Source organism: Pseudomonas sp. PB101 (assembly GCF_009764265.1).
Lineage (GTDB): Bacteria > Pseudomonadota > Gammaproteobacteria > Pseudomonadales > Pseudomonadaceae > Aquipseudomonas.
The window spans coordinates 157563-176192 of the sequence record NZ_RWIR01000026.1 but is presented as its reverse complement, the minus strand read 5'-3'; the positions used below and the strand labels follow the sequence as shown (position 1 = coordinate 176192).

Sequence of the window (18630 nt, the reverse complement as noted above, 5' to 3'; positions counted from 1 at the left end):
GGCGATGTTGTGGGTCAGTTCCAGGGCTCGAGCGAGACGCATAAAAAAATCCGATGCCAGTACAGGCATCGGATTTTGATTTCTTGCGGCCAAAGGTCAAGCGAGAAGGCTTAACTGATCGGCATTAACCCTTCGGGGTGCTTTTTTTATGCCCGAAATTCAGGCGCCCTTTGTAGGAGCCGGCTTGCTGGCGATTCGGTCTGACATTCACCATTGATGTCGACTGCCACACCGCTATCGCCGGCAAGCCGGCTCCTACAATTCCGGCAATGCCCTGTAGTTATCACCAGCAACACCCACCCTCCTGTAGGAGCCGGCTTGCTGGCGATTCGGTCTGACTTTCACTATTGATGTCGACTGCTACACCGCTATCGCCGGCAAGCCGGCTCCTACAATTCCGGCAACTCCAACGCCCTTGTGGGAGCTGGCTTGCCAGCGATAGCGGTGTATCTGACAAACCGCGCGGCATCATTCGCCAGCAAGCCGGCTCCTACAGATCAGCACTAAATCGCGGGCACAAAAAAGCACCCCGCAGGGTGCTTCTTTTTTAATCCGAGCTGCTTATTGAGCCGGCTCGTTCTGCGACAGGATCAACTTGCCTTCCTTATCCACCGGAATCTGGTTGCCTGGATCACGATCCATGCGCACCTTGCCTTCCTTGCCATCCAGCGAATAACGCACGTCGTAGCCTACGACCTTGTCGCTGATGTCATTGACCGTGTTGCAGCGGGTCTGGGTCGTGGTGTAGGTGTCACGCTCCTGCATGCCTTCCTGCACCTTGTTACCGGCATAACCACCACCGACAGCGCCCGCGACCGTGGCGATCTTCTTGCCGGTGCCGCCACCGATCTGGTTACCCAGCAAACCACCTGCCAATGCACCGACCACCGTACCGGCGATCTGATGTTGATCTTTCACCGGCGCCTGCCGGGTGACCGTTACATCCTTGCACACTTCACGTGGAGTCTTGATTTGTGTCTTGACCGGCTCAACGGCGAGTACCTGTGCGTACTCCGGACCGCTTTTAACCAGGCTGTAGGTGGCCACAGCGCCCCCGGCAGTCACACCGACAGCACCCAGTACAGCACCAACCAGCATCGACTTGTTCACATGAACCTCCTGGACCATCACATGCGGAACGTGTCCGCGCTTCTCCCAGCCTTGGAGCACAAAAAAAGGCGCGAGTTCAACTCGCGCCTTTTTTGGACTACACCACCTAGAGAAGCTTCCCTCAAGGACGGTCGTCGACTTCCTTCTCGGTATTGACCGGAGGAATCAGGTCTTCCGTACTCAGGTTCAGCCAGATCAGCACCACGTTAGCGATGTAGATCGACGAGTAAGTACCCGCCAGAACACCGATGAACAAGGCGATGGAGAAGCCGAACAGGTTGTCGCCGCCGAAGAACAGCAGGGCCGCGATCGCCAGCAAGGTGGAGATCGACGTCGCCATGGTCCGCAGCAGGGTTTGCGTGGTCGAGATGTTGATGTTCTCGATCAGGCTGGCCTTGCGCAGTACACGGAAGTTCTCACGAACCCGGTCGAATACCACGATGGTGTCGTTGAGCGAGTAACCGATGATCGCCAGTACCGCCGCCAGCACCGTCAGGTCGAAGGTGATCTGGAAGAACGACAGGATACCGATGGTCACGATCACGTCGTGGATCAGGGAAACGATCGCACCGACCGCAAACTTCCACTGAAAGCGGAACGCCAGGTAGATCAGGATGCCGCCCAGCGCCATCAGCATGCCGAGGCCGCCCTGGTCGCGCAGCTCTTCACCCACCTGCGGGCCGACGAACTCGACGCGCTTGACCGTCGCCGGGTTCTCGCCACCGACCTTCTGCAAGGCCTCGGCGACCTGGTGACCCAGTTGCGGGTCTTCGCCAGGCATACGCACCAGCAGATCGGTGGTGGCACCGAAGTTCTGCACGATGGCTTCGTGATAACCCGATTTAACCAGTTGCTCACGCACCTGGGTGACGTCGGCCGGACGCTCGTAGGTCAGCTCGATGAGCGTACCGCCGGTGAAGTCCAGGCCCCAGTTCATGCCCTTGGTGGCGACGCTGAACAAGGCCAGCGCCGTAAGGAACAATGTGACGCCGAACGCGAAGTTGCGAACGCCCATGAAGTTGATTGTACGTAACATGGCAGCCCCTTAAATCCACAACTTCTTGAAGTCACGACCGCCGAAGATCAGGTTGACCATCGCGCGGGTCACCATGATGGCCGTGAACATCGAGGTAAAGATCCCGAGGGACATGGTCACTGCGAAGCCCTTGACGGGACCTGTGCCCATGGCAAAGAGAATCCCGCCGACCAACAGTGTTGTCAGGTTGGCGTCGAGAATCGCGGTGAATGCCCGGCCGAAGCCTTCGTTGATTGCCCGCTGCACGGTCATGCCGGCGGCGATCTCTTCACGGATCCGCGAGAAGATCAGCACGTTGGCGTCGACCGCCATACCCATGGTCAACACGATACCGGCGATACCCGGCAGGGTCAGCGTTGCACCCAGCAGCGACATCAGGGCCAGCAGCATCACCATGTTCACCGCCAGAGCGACGGTGGCGATGATGCCGAAGAAGCGGTAGATGGCGATGATGAACAGCGAGACGAACAGCATGCCCCACAGCGATGCATCGATACCCTTGGTGATGTTGTCGGCACCCAGGCTCGGGCCGATGGTGCGCTCTTCAGCGAAGTACATCGGTGCAGCCAGACCACCGGCACGCAGCAGCAGCGCCAGTTCGGACGACTCGCCCTGGCCGTTCAGGCCAGTGATACGGAACTGAGCACCCAGCGGCGACTGGATGGTCGCCAGGCTGATGATCTTCTTCTCTTCCTTGAAGGTCTGAACCGCTACGTCTTTCTCGACGCCGTTGACCATTTGCTTGGTGTACGTGGTCACCGGGCGCTGCTCGATAAAGATCACCGCCATGCTGCGGCCAACGTTCGAACGGGTTGCGCGACTCATCAGCTCGCCGCCATGACCGTCCAGGCGAATGTTCACTTCCGGCGTGCCGTGCTCGCCGAAGCCAGCCTTGGCGTCAGTTACCTGGTCACCGGTGATGATCAGGCCACGTTCGATCAACGCAGGAGGACGCTTGCCTTCGCGGAATTCGAATTCCTCGGAAGTGGCTTTCGAAGCGCCAGGTTCAGCGGCCAGACGGAACTCGAGGTTGGCCGTCTTGCCGAGGATACGCTTGGCTTCGGCGGTGTCCTGCACGCCCGGCAGCTCAACCACGATGCGGTTGGCGCCCTGGCGCTGGACGATCGGTTCGGCAACACCCAGCTCGTTGACGCGGTTACGTACCGTGGTCAAGTTCTGCTTGATGGAGTATTCGCGGATTTCCGCCAGCTTGGCCGGGGTCATCGCCAGACGCAGCACCGGTTGACCGTTGAGGTCGGCCGGAACAATGTCGAAATCGTTGAAGTTCTTGCGGATCAGCACACGGGCCTGTTCACGGCTGTCTTCATCAGCGAAGCCCAGCTGGATGGCACCGTTGAGTTGCGGCAGGCTGCGATAGCGCAGTTTCTCTTTACGCAACAGGCTCTTGACGTCGCCTTCGTAGACTTTCAGGCGTGCATCGAGGGCTTTGTCCATGTCCACTTCCAGCAGGAAGTGCACACCACCGGACAAGTCCAGGCCCAGCTTCATCGGGTGCGCAGCGAGGTTGCGCAGCCATTGCGGGGTGGTTTGTGCCAGGTTCAGCGCGACGACGTAGTCATCACCCAATGCCTTGCGCACAACGTCCTTGGCTGGCAGCTGGTCTTCAGCCTTGGTCAGGCGAATCAGCCCGCCCTTGCCGCCGGCAGCCAGCGTGGCAGCCTTGACGTTGATCCCGGATTCCTTGAGCGCAGCGCTCACGCGATCCAGATCAGCCTGATTGACCTGCAGCGCAGTGCTTGCACCGCTGACCTGAATGGCCGGGTCATCAGGATAAAGATTGGGAGCGGAATAAATCAGACCGACCGCCAGCACCGCCAGGATCAGAATGTATTTCCACAGAGGATATTTGTTCAGCATCACGCCGCCCGTTTATGACGCGGGGCGCCTTGCGCGCCCCGTCGATTGAAGATGAAGTTGAAACTTAGATCGCTTTGAGCGTGCCTTTTGGCAGCGTGGCAGCGATGGCGCCTTTCTGGAATTTCATTTCGACGGTGTCGGAAACTTCCAGAACGACGAAATCGTCGGCCACTTTAGTGATCTTGCCGGCGATACCGCCGGTGGTCACAACTTCGTCGCCCTTTTGCAGGCTGCTCAGCAGGTTTTTCTGCTCTTTGGCGCGCTTGGCCTGTGGACGCCAGATCATCAGGTAGAAAATGACCAGGAAACCGACCAGGAAAATCCACTCAAAACCGCCACCCATTGGGCCTGCAGCAGGTGCAGCAGCGTCAGCCATGGCATTCGAGATAAAAAAGCTCATTTAGCACTCCAGTTGCAAATGTTGAATCTTGGGGTCAGAAAACTCAGTCCAAAGGCGGAACAGGTAGCCCGCGTTTGGCGTAGAAGGCATCGACAAAGGCGGCCAATGTACCCTGTTGAATAGCCTCGCGCAAACCAGCCATAAGCACTTGATAATGACGCAAGTTATGGATGGTATTGAGCATGCTTCCCAGCATTTCGCCGCACTTGTCCAGGTGATGCAGATAAGCGCGGGAGAAGTTCTGGCAGGTATAGCAATCGCAGGTCGGATCGAGCGGCGAATCATCATGGCGATGGAACGCGTTTCGGATCTTCAGCACGCCGGTATCGATGAACAGATGCCCATTGCGGGCATTACGGGTTGGCATCACGCAATCGAACATGTCCACACCGCGGCGCACACCCTCAACCAAGTCTTCCGGTTTGCCAACGCCCATAAGGTAACGAGGTTTGTCAGCCGGCATCATGCCCGGCAGGTAATCCAGCACCTTGATCATCTCGTGCTTGGGCTCGCCCACCGACAGGCCGCCGATGGCCAGGCCGTCGAAGCCGATCTGGTCGAGGCCTTCCAGGGAGCGCATGCGCAGGTCCTGGTGCATGCCGCCCTGAACGATGCCGAACAGTGCCGCCGTGTTCTCGCCATGGGCTTCTTTCGAACGCTTGGCCCAACGCAGGGACAATTCCATGGAAATACGCGCGACGTCTTCGTCAGCCGGGTACGGCGTGCATTCGTCGAAAATCATCACGATGTCGGAGCCCAGGTCACGCTGGACCTGCATCGACTCTTCCGGGCCCATGAACACCTTGGCGCCGTCGACCGGGGAAGCGAAGGTCACGCCCTCCTCCTTGATCTTGCGCATGGCGCCCAGGCTGAACACCTGGAAACCGCCGGAGTCGGTCAGGATCGGGCCTTTCCACTGCATGAAATCGTGCAGGTCGCCGTGCTTCTTGATCACTTCCGTGCCCGGGCGCAGCCACAGGTGGAAAGTGTTGCCCAGAATGATTTCAGCGCCGGTCGCCTCGATATCCCGTGGCAGCATGCCCTTGACCGTGCCGTAGGTGCCCACCGGCATGAAGGCCGGGGTCTCGACGGTACCGCGCGGGAAGGTCAAACGACCGCGACGAGCCTTGCCATCAGTGGCCAGCAGCTCGAAAGACATACGACAGGTGCGACTCATACAGTTTCCTCTGGGCCCGATTCTTTAGGGGCAGTCGGCGCAGGATTACGCGTGATGAACATCGCATCACCGTAGCTGAAAAAGCGGTATCCGTTGTCGACCGCGGCCTTATAGGCAGCCATGGTTTCGGGATAACCAGCGAAAGCCGAAACCAGCATCAACAGCGTGGATTCGGGCAAATGGAAGTTGGTGACCAGGGCATCGACCACATGAAACGGCCGGCCAGGGTAAATGAAAATGTCTGTATCGCCGCTGAACGGCTTGAGCACGCCATCGCGGGCGGCGCTCTCCAGGGAACGCACACTGGTGGTCCCCACCGCCACCACGCGACCACCGCGAGCACGGCAGGCGGCCACGGCATCGACCACGTCCTGGCCGACTTCCAGCCATTCAGTGTGCATGTGGTGGTCTTCAAGCTTCTCGACGCGCACCGGCTGGAACGTGCCGGCACCGACGTGCAGGGTCACGAACGCGGTCTCGACGCCCTTGGCGGCAATCGCCTCCATCAGCACCTGATCGAAATGCAGCCCCGCCGTCGGCGCCGCCACCGCGCCCAAACGCTCGGCGTAGACGGTTTGATAACGCTCGCGGTCGGCGCCTTCATCCGGACGGTCTATATAAGGAGGCAGCGGCATGTGCCCGACACGGTCGAGCAGCGGCAACACCTCCTCGGCGAACCCCAGCTCGAACAACGCATCGTGCCGCGCCAACATCTCGGCCTCGCCACCGCCGTCGATGAGGATCTTCGACCCAGGCTTCGGCGACTTGCTGGACCGCACATGGGCCAACACGCGATGACTGTCGAGCACCCGCTCCACCAAGATTTCCAGCTTGCCGCCGGAAGCCTTCTGGCCAAACAGCCGCGCCGGAATCACCCGGGTATTGTTGAACACCATCAAATCGCCGGGACGCAAATGCTCCAGCAAATCAGTGAATTGACGGTGTGCCAGGGCGCCGCTGACCCCATCCAGGGTCAACAGGCGACTATTGCGCCGCTCGGCCAGCGGATGGCGGGCGATCAGCGAATCAGGGAGCTCGAAAGTAAAGTCAGCAACGCGCATGATGGGGTTCGTCTAGCAGGGCCGGGAAGTCTAGCGGAAATATCAAAAATTCTCCATGTACCTGATTGACCAGCGGTTATCTCATCTCTATACTTCGCCGCCATTGAGCCCTGATGGCGGAATTGGTAGACGCGGCGGATTCAAAATCCGTTTTCGAAAGGAGTGGGAGTTCGAGTCTCCCTCGGGGCACCAAAATTAAGAAAGGTCTTGCTTTGCAAGGCCTTTTTTTTCGCCTATAGAAAAGCAACCCCGCCCCCTGTAGGAGCCGGCTTGCCGGCGATGCTTTTGCCCCTGCCCTTCCACACCACCCGCACCGCCGGAACATTTCACAAGGATTCCCTCCATGGAATTGCACCTGGAAACCGTCGCCCTCTTCTCCCTCAAACTGGCTTATGAATCGGAAGATTCAAGCCCGATCTTGCGTGATGATTTGGTGATGGGGGATTACCAGCGGGATGTGTTTGAGTTACTGGTGCGGCGGGGGGATGTTGAGGGGATCCAGACTAAGGTGGATGAGTGTGTCGGGTTAGCGCTGGACGCCATTGGCGGTGTGGATAAGCCGTTGGGGCGGGAGTTGCGGAGGTTGGCGGGGGAATTTTCCGGTGTTCAGACGCTGGAGCAGCTTGATGCCCCGCTCGTTGCGCTCAAGGATTATCTGAAAGACATTCAATGAATAGCGCCAGCAATGTATTGCGCCAACCTAAAATAAATAAATTACAGCGAAACTTTCCACACACCATCAGGTTACGCCCTCGCCACACTTAACTCTCTTCTTAAAAGATCCATACGTCGATAATTGGCAAAACAAAAGAAAAGGAAAGGAAAGGAAATGGGCCGTACAATACATCAACCCATCCCCCCTATTAGCTCATTCTTCTAACAGCAAAAAGTAAACCACCACAACCAATAATATTATAAAAGCCCGTTTTACAAAGCTCAACCTTCTCTTAAGGAAGACTGGAAGTCCGTTCAAATCCTCCACACTTACTCCGCCACGCTTCATGTAATAACCGGGAAACGTAACAATCCCGGATATCCACCCAACCAAAAGAAGCTTCCCACACGGCCCGCCATGCCTTAAAGGGGCTTGAACCATGACAGCGGAACTGTTTTTAATATGCTCTAGCATTAAAATCCATTTTTGAATATGCCAGATGTAACGCGAGCCCAACACAAACCAATATACCGCCAAAACTCATTAGCCCGACAACAAGAAATGCTTTATCCGCAGCATTCAAGCTCATTGAGTAGCCTCATAAATAACCTCACCTATATCTTCGCCAACGGCACTGCCAAGTTTGCTTGATGCATAGCTACCCATGCCAACCACTACGACCCTACAAGCTAAACCGCCTAGTCCGCCAGTAGGCACACTCAATCCGACACATACAGCTGTGGTTGCAGCACCTGCTGATGCCAACCCAAAGATCGCGCCAACCGCCATTCGGACCAGTGGGGACAGATTCATTTTTACTTAATAATAAGCCCGCCCCCCTATTCGCCCCGCCATCTATTTACCCACTATTTGCCAAATCGCTCTCTAATCAAGGACTCTTGCACTGCCTATACTGACCAGCAATAGCATAGTGATGAAGACTCCTAGAAACCCCCATTGCAGCCCTACAAGCTTTCGCCTAAGGTTCAAAGGGAAACTCCTCATATCCTCAGCATCGAGAATTCCATGTTTTAAAAAATAACGAGGAAATGTCACTACAAAAGAAACCCCTCCAACAAACTGTATTTTACCGTAAGGACCTGAGTTCCTATGTGTAACGCTAGTTATGCTGGAAGAGCTATACTTGAAACACTTGGATATTTCTTCGCCCTGGGCATATCCCAAGTAAAGAGCAAGTGCAATGCAAACAAATAAACAAATGGCCACGAACAAACTCAAGCTACCAATAACCATTCCCGCAGTAGTCATTTCGCCGCCTCATAAATTACTTCACCAGCCATTTCACCGAGGTTACTACCCAATTCACCTCCCACCAGAGAACCAGTTCCAACCACAACAATACTACATGCCAACGTTCCAACTCCGCCTGTAGGCACCCCTAATCCAATACACAGTGCACCGACAACAGGGGCACTCAACATCCAACCAGCCGCCATGCCTCCGCCCACACCAACCACAAAACTCCCGGTCTCGGTAAACCTGATCCGTTTACACGCCTCGGTATTTCCTGCAGAACACACATCCTGAATCTTCGCAGCAGAAACGCCTCCGCCGACGGCGGTCCCTAACCAACCGCCGTATTTGACGTATTTTGCAGCTTTTGCCACACCGTCAAGGTGGGTTGCGTGACCCGGTATCTGCCCCGCAGGACTGGCATTGCTCCAGTGATGAACCATGCTTTGACTGGAGATGCCCAACATTTTTTTCAAATTAATGTGGTGAGGAAAACCAATCCCCTTGCGGGTCAGCGTCGTCATGTGGCTGTTAAGTATTGCAAGCAAACGCTGACGTTCTGCAAAAAAGGCTGGCGAGCGCAGGTGTCCATCTCTTTGCAGCGTTTTCTGTTGCAGCACTTCAATGTCCGTTAAAGCACTGCCGACGCTATCCAGATTATTCTTGAAAATACTCGCGCCAACGCCAATAGCGCCAGAGCTATAAGTCAGGAGGGTCTGGAAGGCCTCGCGGTGTTCCACCATGAAGTTCGCTTCTTCCGGACTAAGCGTTTCAAGCACCTGATTGGTCTTGGCCGCCATCTCCATGAGCAGCGCTTCTTCACGTGTGCACTGGAAATTGTTGGGATCACTCAGCACGATCAGCGAGCCGGCTTTGACGTCGCGCAGATTGGGATTGAGCAACTTGAATTTGCCCATCACCGCCGGGTCGCGCAGAGTGAACAGCGAGGCCTCGAGTTGTTCGCTGGTGGTGCTCTTCGGAACGATGTAAAAGCCTGGCTCGACTAGCTCTGCGCTGTTGTCACGCATCGGCATGGGAAGGGTTGGCGTCGGCGCGAAGCTGGAGGATCGAGACGCTACGGTTGCGCGGGTAGCGGCGGGCTCGGCTTGCGCAGTGGCGGTTCGCGTGGCGTGAGGCGCTGCACTGCGCTCGGACTGGTAGCCCGCCGTGTCCTGCGACGGGATCAGCCCGGCTCTGCAAGGACAACTACTGAAGCTATCCAGCGATCCCGCCACCATCTTGCCGTTGCTGCTTCTGATGTAGGAAACACCGCCAGCGATCACGTAGCTCTTATTGTCTTTGCCGCAGGAAACCCGGTCACCGTCGCGCGCATGGGCGAAACCAAACATCATGATGTGAGTATCGCCCTCCAGTACTTTGCCGCCGCAGGTGGTTTTGTCACCCTCGCGAATGAAGTATCCCTTTGCCATTGCTTGTACTCCTTGTCCATCCACGCGCCAGGCAGGCGCATGCTGCGTTTTATGAGTCGCGCCGACTCGGGAACGAGTCGGCGAACACAAACTACGTGGGCGCGGAGGCAATTCAAGACATTGCGGAACGAACAGGAACCTTCCTACAAGCTATACAGAAAAAGACGACAAAAACTAAAAAAACAAATACGCATAAGTGCTTGGTTTGCAGTCGAACTGGAAAAAAGAAGAACAAACCACATTAGTTCGCCAAAAGTAGATTTCTGGCTGATGTGTTCAAAAGTTGCGAGAAAGGAACCTGCACGATACCCTTCCGCCGTCGCTGCCAATTCAGCGACCGGGCTTGGTAACCCGAGGTAAATCACTGCGTAACAGTGCCATGCGTTCGCAGGCGCTTTTTTTCGCCTGCGATCTGCGTTATGGCGGCTGTGCGTGGGACGTCTTCGGACGTGCCGGTTTCCTTGATTTCCCGGTTTACCAACCTGCGCACAGCTGCCACCCATTCGCTTGGTAACGAATGCGGCAGCTCTTCAAATTAAGGAGCTTCAGAATGCGCAGTATCAATCCGTTTGAAATTTGGCTTTCCCCTCTACGCAATTCCCAATCGCGTAACACCCTCTCCCATTGCCTCTCCATCCTCGGAGGTGGCCAATGACTGAACAATCTGAACTCAAAACCATTGGCCTGACGCCTGCGATCTACTGCGCGGATCAACCGCTGTTTCATGTCACTCGCGGGGTTCCTCTTGGTGATGCGTTGTCCATGGCCTCCGATTTTCTGTTCCTGGCCAAGACGCTCACTGAAGATGCTGCTTATGCCAGCGACACTGATCGTCATGCTTGGGCTGCGCATTATCTGACTTCTATGAGTAAGGCGTTGGTGGATGATGCGGTGAAGGTGTTGACTCGGGATCGGGCTTTTGTGCCGGTGTCCAAGCGTGCGGGGGCTAAGGCTGAGGGATAGTGGTTGAGCCTGTGGGTGTGGTTTGTGAGGGTGGTGGCTGATTCGGCATTTGTGTTGGCTGAGTGGGCGCTATCGCCGGCAAGCCAGCTCCCACAGGTTATTGCGATGGGCTGTCGGGGGTTGTTTGCCGTCGGGGTGTGGGTGGGTTCTTGGTGCATCTTCGGCATTGTGGATGGTTGGCATGGCGCAATCGCCAGCAGACTGGCTCCCACAGTAGGTTTGTGGTGCATCTTTGGCATTGAGGGTGTTTGGGCTGGCGCTATCGCCAGCCATCCTGCGCCGAAGAAAAATCCTGCCGATTACTTCAGTGCTTTTACGACTCGAACGTCGATGGGAAATCCATCCGCACCGGCCAGTTTCTTCCACCCCACGTACTGAAAAATCCCTTTCGGATTGATGTAGTCGCCTCGCTCCACCGTTTCACCGCCCAGCACGGCGACGAACTTGTAGACGCCGCAGCTGCCATCCGAACGATGGACGGTGTACACCACATAGGGTTTGACGTATTGCGCGGCGCGGAAATGGCGGCCGCAGCCAAAATCGACTGTGATCATCAAGGTCTTCAGATTCGCTTCGCCATCCAGCTCGGCGTGCTGGTCGAGGTCGCCGATTTCGCCGACGTCGGTGAAGCCCAGAGAGCGTGCACGCTTGTATTCCGGGGAGTTCAGGTGCTCGGTCTGGGCTTGCCGGAAATGCTGATCCATCGCCTCGTCGTATTCACCACTGCCCTTGGCCCATACGTCTTTGGCTTGGGAGACGACGCTTTCACAACGGGCGTAATCGGGGGAGCCGAGGCTTGGCTGGGCCAGGTTCTTGCGGTGTACCGTAATGGTTCGCAGAAAGCCCTGGATGTTGGGCAAGACATCCATGGCCATCTTGCGCCCGTTCTGTACATCGGTCACATCCCGCTGCAATTGCTGGCAATCGGAGAGGTAGGTCTTCCAGGCGTATTCCGGGGATTCTTCCCAGTCGGCGAGTGCCGGGGTCATCACGACGGCGAAAGTGATCGCGCAGAGCAGACGCGAGGCTGGAGCGACAGTGAGCATGTGTAGTCCGTTACAGAGAGGAAGGCAGTGGCGCGACGCTACTATTTTGCCATTTTGCTGTCCACTGGCAGCAAAGGGGGCAGAGGGATTGCGTTGGCAGCACAGCTGCACCTTAGTATTTCCCACCGATCTGATGCTGTTTCCTGCCCGTATCGCCTGCTATACATCAGGCATCGACAGGCCCGTGGGTAAATGCCCCCGCGCCACTCTCATCTAGACTCAATAAGAGGTCGTAGGCAGAACCGAGCACGTCGCTTTGGTGCAGGTCGATCAATAGCCGCGTGGCAAGCTGCCTTTTATGCCCTGAAAGATGTGCGACAGAGATCGCATCGGGCACAACAAGATGCCCGCCAAGGGTGCCCTGGCCACCGGCCTGAAATCCACGATACCGTGACGTGGTGTGAGTGCCGCAGCCGACACTTTCGGACGACCGACGACCTTCTGGTTTGTCCGTGACCGTGAGGATTGCTGAATGCCTGATGAGTTGTTGCACCTGCCTGTGGTCAACAGTCTGCTGGAGCGCCATAAGGGCACCCCGGGTGCGCTGTTGCCCATTCTTCATGATATTCAGGAGCGCATCGGTTACGTCCCCGATGTCGCCGTCCCCGAGATTGCCCATGCCCTCAATCTGAGTCAGGCCGAGGTGCGTGGGGTGATCAGTTTTTACCATGACTTCCGTACCGCGCTGCCTGCGCGGCATATCTTGCGGCTGTGCCGGGCCGAGTCGTGCCAGAGCCGTGGCGCCGAGCAGTTGGCCGCGCAGTTGCGTGAGCGGCTGCAGCTGGATGATCACGGTAGCAGCGCCGATGGCAGCATCAGTTTGCGTCCTGTTTATTGCCTTGGTGCGTGTGCCTGTTCGCCGGCACTGGAGCTGGATGGGCGGGTGCATGCGCGGCTCAGTGCCGAGCGGCTGGATGCGTTGCTCGATGCTTGTCGGGAGGACGCGTGATGCCGGCTTTCTATCTGCCCCGTGATTCGCTGGCCCGAGCCGTAGGCGCCGAAGAGATTGCGGCAGCCCTTATCATCCATGGCCGGGGCCGCGTTATGTCTGAGTTGCAACGCACCAGTTCGCGCGGCCTGTATTGGCTGGAACCATTGCTGGAAGTGGACACGCCGCAAGGCCGTTTCGGCTTCGGCCCACTGACTGCTGACGATGTACCGTCAGTGCTCGAAGCCTTGAAAGGCGATCCGTCTGCCCATCCGTTGGCGCTGGGCCTGGTGGAAGAGTTGCCCTATCTGAAGACGCAACAACGCCTGCTGTTTGCCCGCGCCGGCATCACCCGGCCGCTGTACATCGACGATTATCTGGATCATGGCGGTTTCGAGGGTTTGAAAAGAGCCATTGCCCTAGGTGGCGAACAGACTGCGACTGAGGTATTCGATTCGGGCCTGCGCGGCCGTGGTGGCGCGGCCTTCCCCGCCGGGATCAAATGGCGCACGGTGCGCGCTACCGAGGCGGCGCAGAAATACATCGTATGCAACGCCGACGAAGGCGACTCCGGCACCTTTGCCGACCGCATGTTGATGGAAGGCGACCCTTTCCTGCTGATCGAAGGCATGGCGATTGCCGGCATTACCGTCGGCGCCACCTTCGGCTACATCTATGTGCGCTCGGAATATCCGGATGCCGTGGCGACATTACGCGCAGCGCTGAACATCGCCCGAACTGCCGGCTACCTCGGCGCCAATGTCGGCGGCAGCGGCTTGGCTTTCGATATGGAAGTGCGCGTCGGTGCCGGCGCCTACATCTGCGGTGAAGAAACCGCGCTGCTGGACTCCCTCGAAGGCAAGCGCGGGATCGTTCGCGCCAAGCCGCCGATTCCGGCGTTGCAGGGTTTGTTCGGCCTGCCGACGCTGGTCCACAACGTTCTGACCCTGGCCTCGGTGCCGCTGATTCTGGCCAAGGGTGAGCAGTTCTATCGCGATTACGGCATGGGCCGTTCCTTGGGCACCATGCCCTTCCAGTTGGCGGGCAATGTTCGCCGCGGCGGTCTGGTGGAACGGGCCTTTGGCCTGACCTTGCGGGAGCTGGTGGAAGACTACGGCGGCGGGACCGCCAGTGGCCGGCCGCTGAAGGCTGCTCAGGTGGGCGGCCCGCTCGGCGCCTGGGTTCCGCCTTCGCAATTCGACACGCCGCTGGATTACGAAGCCTTTATGGCCATCGGCGCGATGCTCGGTCACGGTGGTGTGGTGGTGGCTGACGACACCCTCGACATGGCCCACATGGCACGCTTCGCCATGCAGTTCTGCGCCGAGGAATCCTGTGGCAAATGCACGCCGTGCCGCATCGGCTCGACCCGTGGCGTCGAAGTGATCGACCGCTTGCTGGCCGCGCCTGACCAGAACAGCCGCGATGCGCAGGTGATCATCCTCAAGGACCTGTGCGACACCCTGCAATACGGTTCGCTGTGCGCGTTGGGCGGCATGACGTCTTATCCCGTGGCCAGCGCCCTCAAGCACTTCCCCGCTGACTTCGGTCTGCAAGCCTCGGAGGCCGAACAATGATCACTCTCTTCGACCCGAAAACCGATATCGACCTCGGCACGCCGGCCCGCGACAGCCAGGTGCAAGTCACCCTGAACATCGACGGCCGCAGCATCAGCGTGCCCGAAGGCACTTCGGTGATGCGCGCCGCCGCGTTGCTCGGCACCACCATTCCGAAACTCTGTGCCACCGACAGCCTGGAAGCCTTCGGCTCCTGCCGCATGTGCCTGGTGGAGATCGACGGCATGCGCGGTTATCCGGCGTCCTGCACCACGCCGGTCAGCGAAGGCATGAGCGTGCACACCCAGACGCCCAAGCTCGCGACCCTGCGGCGCAACGTCATGGAGTTGTACATTTCCGATCACCCGCTGGACTGCCTGACCTGCTCGGCCAATGGCAACTGCGAACTGCAAACCGTGGCCGGTCAGGTCGGCCTGCGGGAAGTGCGTTATGGCTATGAGGGCGAGAACCATCTGGAGGACGTGAAAGACACCTCCAACCCGTATTTCGATTACGACCCGAGCAAGTGCATCGTCTGCAACCGCTGCGTGCGTGCCTGCGAAGAAACCCAAGGCACTTTCGCCCTGACGATTACCGGGCGCGGTTTTGAATCCCGGGTCTCGGCCGCTGGTGGGGATAACTTCCTAGACTCGGAATGCGTGTCCTGCGGCGCCTGTGTGCAGGCCTGCCCCACCGCGACGCTGATGGAAAAAAGCGTGGTCGAACTGGGCCAGCCCGAACGCAGCGTGATCACCACCTGCGCCTATTGCGGGGTGGGTTGCTCGTTCCGCGCCGAGATGAAAGGCGACCAGTTGGTACGCATGGTTCCGGACAAGAACGGCCAGGCCAACCACGGCCACTCTTGCGTCAAAGGGCGCTTTGCCTGGGGCTATGCGACCCACCCGGATCGCATCACCAAACCGATGATCCGCAAACACATCAGCGACCCTTGGCAGGAAGTCAGCTGGGATGAAGCGGTGACTTACGCCGCCAGCGAGTTCCGCCGGCTGCAGCAAAAATATGGCCGCGATTCCATTGGTGGCATTACTTCCAGTCGCTGCACCAACGAAGAAACCTACCTGGTGCAGAAACTGGTGCGCGCCGCCTTCGGCAACAACAACGTCGACACCTGTGCGCGGGTCTGCCACTCGCCGACCGGTTATGGCTTGAAGCAGACGTTGGGTGAATCTGCCGGCACCCAGAGTTTCGACTCGGTGATGCAGGCCGACGTGATCCTGGTGATGGGCGCCAACCCCAGCGACGCTCACCCGGTGTTCGCCTCCCAGCTCAAGCGCCGCTTGCGTGAAGGCGCGCGGCTGATTGTTATCGATCCGCGTCGCATCGATCTGGTGGACACGGTGCATGCCCGCGCCGAGTATCACCTGGCCCTGCGCCCCGGTACCAACGTCGCCATGCTCAACGCGCTGGCCCATGTGATCGTGACCGAAGGACTGCTCAACCAGGACTTTATCGACGCCCGCTGTGAGCCTGGCGATTTCGCCCACTGGAGCGAGTTCGTCAGCCGTGCGGAAAATTCGCCGGAAGCCCTCGGCCCAATCTGCGGTGTACCCGCTGCCGACATCCGTGCCGCTGCACGCTTGTATGCAACCGGCGGCAACGCGGCGATCTACTACGGCCTCGGCGTCACCGAACACAGCCAAGGCAGCACCTCGGTGATGGGCATCGCCAACCTGGCCATGGCCACCGGCAACATCGGCCGCGAAGGCGTGGGCGTGAACCCGTTGCGGGGGCAGAACAACGTGCAGGGCTCCTGTGACATGGGCTCTTTCCCCCACGAGTTGCCCGGCTACCGGCACGTCTCCAACGATGTGGTACGAGCGCAGTTCGAGCAGGCGTGGAACGTCACTCTGCAACCCGATCCGGGATTGCGCATCCCCAACATGTTCGAGTCGGCCCTGGCCGGTAGTTTCAAGGGTCTGTATTGCCAGGGTGAAGACATCGCCCAGAGCGACCCGAATACCCAGCACGTCACCGCGGCTCTGTCGGCCATGGAATGCGTGGTGGTGCAGGACATTTTCCTCAACGAAACCGCCAAGTTCGCCCACGTGTTTTTGCCGGGCAGTTCGTTCCTGGAAAAGGACGGCACCTTCACCAACGCGGAGCGACGCATCTCCCGGGTACGCAAGGTCATGGACCCACTAGGTGGCAAGGCCGACTGGGAAGGCACCGTGGCGCTGGCCAATGCCTTGGGCTACCCGATGAGCTACAAGCACCCGTCAGAAATCATGGATGAAATCGCCAGCCTGACGCCGACTTTCACCAACGTCAGCTACGCCGAACTGGACCGCCATGGCAGCCTGCAATGGCCGTGCAACGCGGCGGCACCGGACGGCACGCCGACCATGCACATCGAGGAGTTCGTGCGCGGCAAGGGGCGGTTCATGCTGACCGGGTATGTGCCCACCGAGGAAAAGGTCAACGCTCGCTATCCGCTGCTGCTGACCACCGGGCGCATCCTCAGCCAGTACAACGTCGGCGCCCAGACACGGCGTACCGACAACGTCGCCTGGCACGACGAAGACCGCCTGGAAATCCACCCGACCGACGCCGAGAGCCGTGGCATCAACGAAGATGACTGGGTCGGCATCGGCAGCCGTGCCGGGCAGACCGTGCTGCGGGCGCGGATCACCGAACGGGTCGCGCCGGGCGTGGTGTACACCACGTTCCACTTCCCGGAATCGGGCGCCAACGTGATCACCACCGACAACTCGGACTGGGCTACGAACTGTCCGGAGTACAAGGTCACGGCCGTGGAGGTCAGCCGCGTTTATCACCCTTCGGAGTGGCAGAAGCGCTTCCAGGAGTTCAGCGATGAACAGCATCGTCTGCTCAAGGACCGGGGCCGTGGCGCCAAAGCGGAGGTACGCCGATGAGTACGGACAATCTGGTCAAGATGGCCAACCAGATCGGCCAGTACTTTGCCACGCAACCGGACCAGGAGCAGGCGGTGCTGGGCGTGCGCAATCACCTGCAGATGTTCTGGGCGCCGAGCATGCGCAAGGAGTTGTTGGCTTGGCAGATGGAGCATAAAGGGGCGGACTTGCACCCGCTGGTGCAGGCGGCGGTGATTGGGGCGGGCTGGGAGGCTTAGCCTGCTGGCTGAAAAACCTGTAGGAGCGAGCTTGCTCGCGATGGTCGTCAACGATAACGCGCAAATCCTGGATAAACGCGGCGTCCTTGAAACCATCGCGAGCAAGCTCGCGCCTACACACCCTTGCGCGACGCCGTCACGGTCACTTCAATCGCCCGCACGCTGATCGCCGCGAATGTCGCCGTCATCAGTACGCCGTTGAAGCCCAGCAGGACCGCCAGCACTCGCGAGACGCCGAGTTTGGGCACCAGTTCTCCGTAGCCAATGGTCAGGCCTGTTACGAAGGCGAAGTAGACACCGTCATCGGGGCTCCATCCTTCCAGTTGGGCGATGATGAGGCCGAACGCGACCATCACTAACAGCAGGATCGAGAAGATCGGCCAGACCACTTTGAAGTAGAACCAGACGGCTTTGTAGAACTCGTGGCGGACGTTTGATGCACGGGCGGGGTTCATGGCATGGGCTTCCTGGGGTTTGCCTGGCCGGCATTGACATGCGCGGCGTTTCAACAACCTACTAGTTTGGCACAACCGTTGGAGACTGTCGGCCAACGTCGGGTTGCGACCAACAGGGCACTGTCCGTGAAGGACAGCAACTCCCCAGAATCGTGAACTTCATCAAACCACCCGCCACAATCGAGAATGTTAACAATCACCCTGCCAATTCAAAATGCCAGTTATAAATATCAACAGCCCCTACACACATACGCCCACAGAAAATTCTTGCAGCAGTGACACTAAGCGTTTATATAACCGCCCCGAAAAATTGGAACTATCGTCTCAACTTACCAGCACTACCGACATCAGAGAGCAGCTTTCAAATCAGGATGCCAGACCCAATAAAATAATTTTCATTTGCTGGCGCATCGAGTCCGCTCCACACTGTAGAATCCCGGCGCATCGCGGCGTCCGCTGATCTCGGGATCAACGCGCAACGACCACCCTGGTGACTATTCGAGGAAAGGAAACCCGCTGGCGACGACATTGCCAGATTCACGTCATTGAACATTAAACAGCTCGCGAGC

At 58.3% G+C, this 18630-nt stretch carries 15 protein-coding genes and 1 tRNA gene; 7 read left to right on the top strand and 9 right to left on the bottom strand.

Going from position 1 to position 18630, the window contains the following annotated elements; genetic code table 11:
- Positions 1-561 precede the first annotated feature (561 nt).
- The 6 genes from EI969_RS09160 to queA form a co-directional block, all read right to left on the bottom strand.
- Complete coding sequence (locus tag EI969_RS09160; RefSeq protein WP_103394284.1) at positions 562-1110, bottom strand: glycine zipper 2TM domain-containing protein; 549 nt, start codon at positions 1108-1110, stop codon at positions 562-564.
- Between the two features lie 121 nt (positions 1111-1231).
- On the bottom strand, positions 1232-2146 hold the full coding sequence (gene secF / locus EI969_RS09155) for a protein translocase subunit SecF (RefSeq protein WP_110660599.1): 915 nt from the start codon (positions 2144-2146) through the stop codon (positions 1232-1234).
- A gap of 9 nt (positions 2147-2155) precedes the next feature.
- Positions 2156-4024: a protein translocase subunit SecD gene (secD, locus tag EI969_RS09150; protein ID WP_160387204.1), complete on the bottom strand. Its 1869-nt coding sequence runs from the start codon at positions 4022-4024 to the stop codon at positions 2156-2158.
- 64 nt (positions 4025-4088) lie between these two features.
- Entirely contained in the window at positions 4089-4424 is a 336-nt protein-coding gene (gene yajC, locus EI969_RS09145; protein WP_007982729.1) for a preprotein translocase subunit YajC, read from the bottom strand.
- Positions 4425-4467: 43 nt separating this feature from the next.
- A complete protein-coding gene (gene tgt / locus EI969_RS09140) occupies positions 4468-5583 on the bottom strand; it encodes a tRNA guanosine(34) transglycosylase Tgt (protein ID WP_160387208.1) in 1116 nt (371 codons plus the stop codon).
- A 14-nt stretch (positions 5584-5597) separates the two neighbouring features.
- Positions 5598-6662, bottom strand: a complete 1065-nt coding sequence (queA, locus tag EI969_RS09135) for a tRNA preQ1(34) S-adenosylmethionine ribosyltransferase-isomerase QueA (RefSeq protein ID WP_150718723.1) — start codon at positions 6660-6662, stop codon at positions 5598-5600.
- Positions 6663-6769: 107 nt separating this feature from the next.
- Here queA and EI969_RS09130 point away from each other — a divergent pair.
- Both EI969_RS09130 and EI969_RS09125 read left to right on the top strand, forming a co-directional pair.
- Positions 6770-6854: transfer RNA gene (locus EI969_RS09130), tRNA-Leu, on the top strand.
- A gap of 151 nt (positions 6855-7005) precedes the next feature.
- Positions 7006-7335, top strand: coding sequence for a hypothetical protein (locus tag EI969_RS09125; RefSeq protein ID WP_160387202.1), 330 nt, complete (start codon positions 7006-7008; stop codon positions 7333-7335).
- 1247 nt (positions 7336-8582) lie between these two features.
- Here EI969_RS09125 and EI969_RS09120 read toward each other — a convergent pair.
- The gene (locus tag EI969_RS09120; RefSeq protein WP_160387200.1) at positions 8583-10001 is read right to left on the bottom strand and encodes a PAAR domain-containing protein; all 1419 of its coding nucleotides are present in this window, start codon (positions 9999-10001) and stop codon (positions 8583-8585) included.
- A gap of 651 nt (positions 10002-10652) precedes the next feature.
- Between EI969_RS09120 and EI969_RS09115 the strand changes: the two genes are divergently transcribed.
- Complete coding sequence (locus EI969_RS09115) at positions 10653-10964, top strand: DUF3077 domain-containing protein (protein WP_160387198.1); 312 nt, start codon at positions 10653-10655, stop codon at positions 10962-10964.
- Between the two features lie 299 nt (positions 10965-11263).
- Here EI969_RS09115 and EI969_RS09110 read toward each other — a convergent pair whose 3' ends face one another.
- Positions 11264-12010, bottom strand: coding sequence for a hypothetical protein (locus tag EI969_RS09110; RefSeq protein ID WP_160387196.1), 747 nt, complete (start codon positions 12008-12010; stop codon positions 11264-11266).
- A 472-nt stretch (positions 12011-12482) separates the two neighbouring features.
- Here EI969_RS09110 and EI969_RS09105 point away from each other — a divergent pair, with 472 nt between their 5' ends.
- The 4 genes from EI969_RS09105 to EI969_RS09090 are packed head-to-tail and all read left to right on the top strand — an operon-like array spanning position 12483 to position 17606.
- Positions 12483-12959: a formate dehydrogenase subunit gamma gene (locus tag EI969_RS09105; RefSeq protein WP_160387194.1), complete on the top strand. Its 477-nt coding sequence runs from the start codon at positions 12483-12485 to the stop codon at positions 12957-12959.
- A complete protein-coding gene (locus EI969_RS09100) occupies positions 12959-14515 on the top strand; it encodes an NADH-quinone oxidoreductase subunit NuoF (RefSeq protein ID WP_160387192.1) in 1557 nt (518 codons plus the stop codon). The genes EI969_RS09105 and EI969_RS09100 overlap by 1 nt, the downstream gene beginning before the upstream one ends.
- Positions 14512-17388: a formate dehydrogenase subunit alpha gene (gene fdhF / locus EI969_RS09095; RefSeq protein WP_160387190.1), complete on the top strand. Its 2877-nt coding sequence runs from the start codon at positions 14512-14514 to the stop codon at positions 17386-17388. The genes EI969_RS09100 and fdhF overlap by 4 nt, the downstream gene beginning before the upstream one ends.
- On the top strand, positions 17385-17606 hold the full coding sequence (locus tag EI969_RS09090) for a formate dehydrogenase subunit delta (protein ID WP_160387188.1): 222 nt from the start codon (positions 17385-17387) through the stop codon (positions 17604-17606). Before fdhF ends, EI969_RS09090 begins: the two co-directional genes overlap by 4 nt.
- Before the next feature lie 113 nt (positions 17607-17719).
- On the opposite strand, the gene EI969_RS09085 is transcribed toward EI969_RS09090, so the two are convergent.
- Positions 17720-18061: a potassium channel family protein gene (locus EI969_RS09085; protein WP_160387186.1), complete on the bottom strand. Its 342-nt coding sequence runs from the start codon at positions 18059-18061 to the stop codon at positions 17720-17722.
- Positions 18062-18630 lie beyond the last annotated feature (569 nt).

Coding starts and splice junctions, on each gene's coding strand:
- EI969_RS09110 (WP_160387196.1), bottom strand. CDS start 12,010: ATGCTCACTGTCGCTCCAGCCTCGCGTCTGCTCTGCGCGATCACTTTC.
- EI969_RS09090 (WP_160387188.1), top strand. CDS start 17,385: ATGAGTACGGACAATCTGGTCAAGATGGCCAACCAGATCGGCCAGTAC.
- secF (WP_110660599.1), bottom strand. CDS start 2,146: ATGTTACGTACAATCAACTTCATGGGCGTTCGCAACTTCGCGTTCGGC.
- EI969_RS09125 (WP_160387202.1), top strand. CDS start 7,006: ATGGAATTGCACCTGGAAACCGTCGCCCTCTTCTCCCTCAAACTGGCT.
- fdhF (WP_160387190.1), top strand. CDS start 14,512: ATGATCACTCTCTTCGACCCGAAAACCGATATCGACCTCGGCACGCCG.
- queA (WP_150718723.1), bottom strand. CDS start 6,662: ATGCGCGTTGCTGACTTTACTTTCGAGCTCCCTGATTCGCTGATCGCC.
- EI969_RS09085 (WP_160387186.1), bottom strand. CDS start 18,061: ATGAACCCCGCCCGTGCATCAAACGTCCGCCACGAGTTCTACAAAGCC.
- secD (WP_160387204.1), bottom strand. CDS start 4,024: ATGCTGAACAAATATCCTCTGTGGAAATACATTCTGATCCTGGCGGTG.
- EI969_RS09115 (WP_160387198.1), top strand. CDS start 10,653: ATGACTGAACAATCTGAACTCAAAACCATTGGCCTGACGCCTGCGATC.
- EI969_RS09100 (WP_160387192.1), top strand. CDS start 12,959: ATGCCGGCTTTCTATCTGCCCCGTGATTCGCTGGCCCGAGCCGTAGGC.
- EI969_RS09120 (WP_160387200.1), bottom strand. CDS start 10,001: ATGGCAAAGGGATACTTCATTCGCGAGGGTGACAAAACCACCTGCGGC.
- tgt (WP_160387208.1), bottom strand. CDS start 5,583: ATGTCTTTCGAGCTGCTGGCCACTGATGGCAAGGCTCGTCGCGGTCGT.
- EI969_RS09105 (WP_160387194.1), top strand. CDS start 12,483: ATGCCTGATGAGTTGTTGCACCTGCCTGTGGTCAACAGTCTGCTGGAG.
- yajC (WP_007982729.1), bottom strand. CDS start 4,424: ATGAGCTTTTTTATCTCGAATGCCATGGCTGACGCTGCTGCACCTGCT.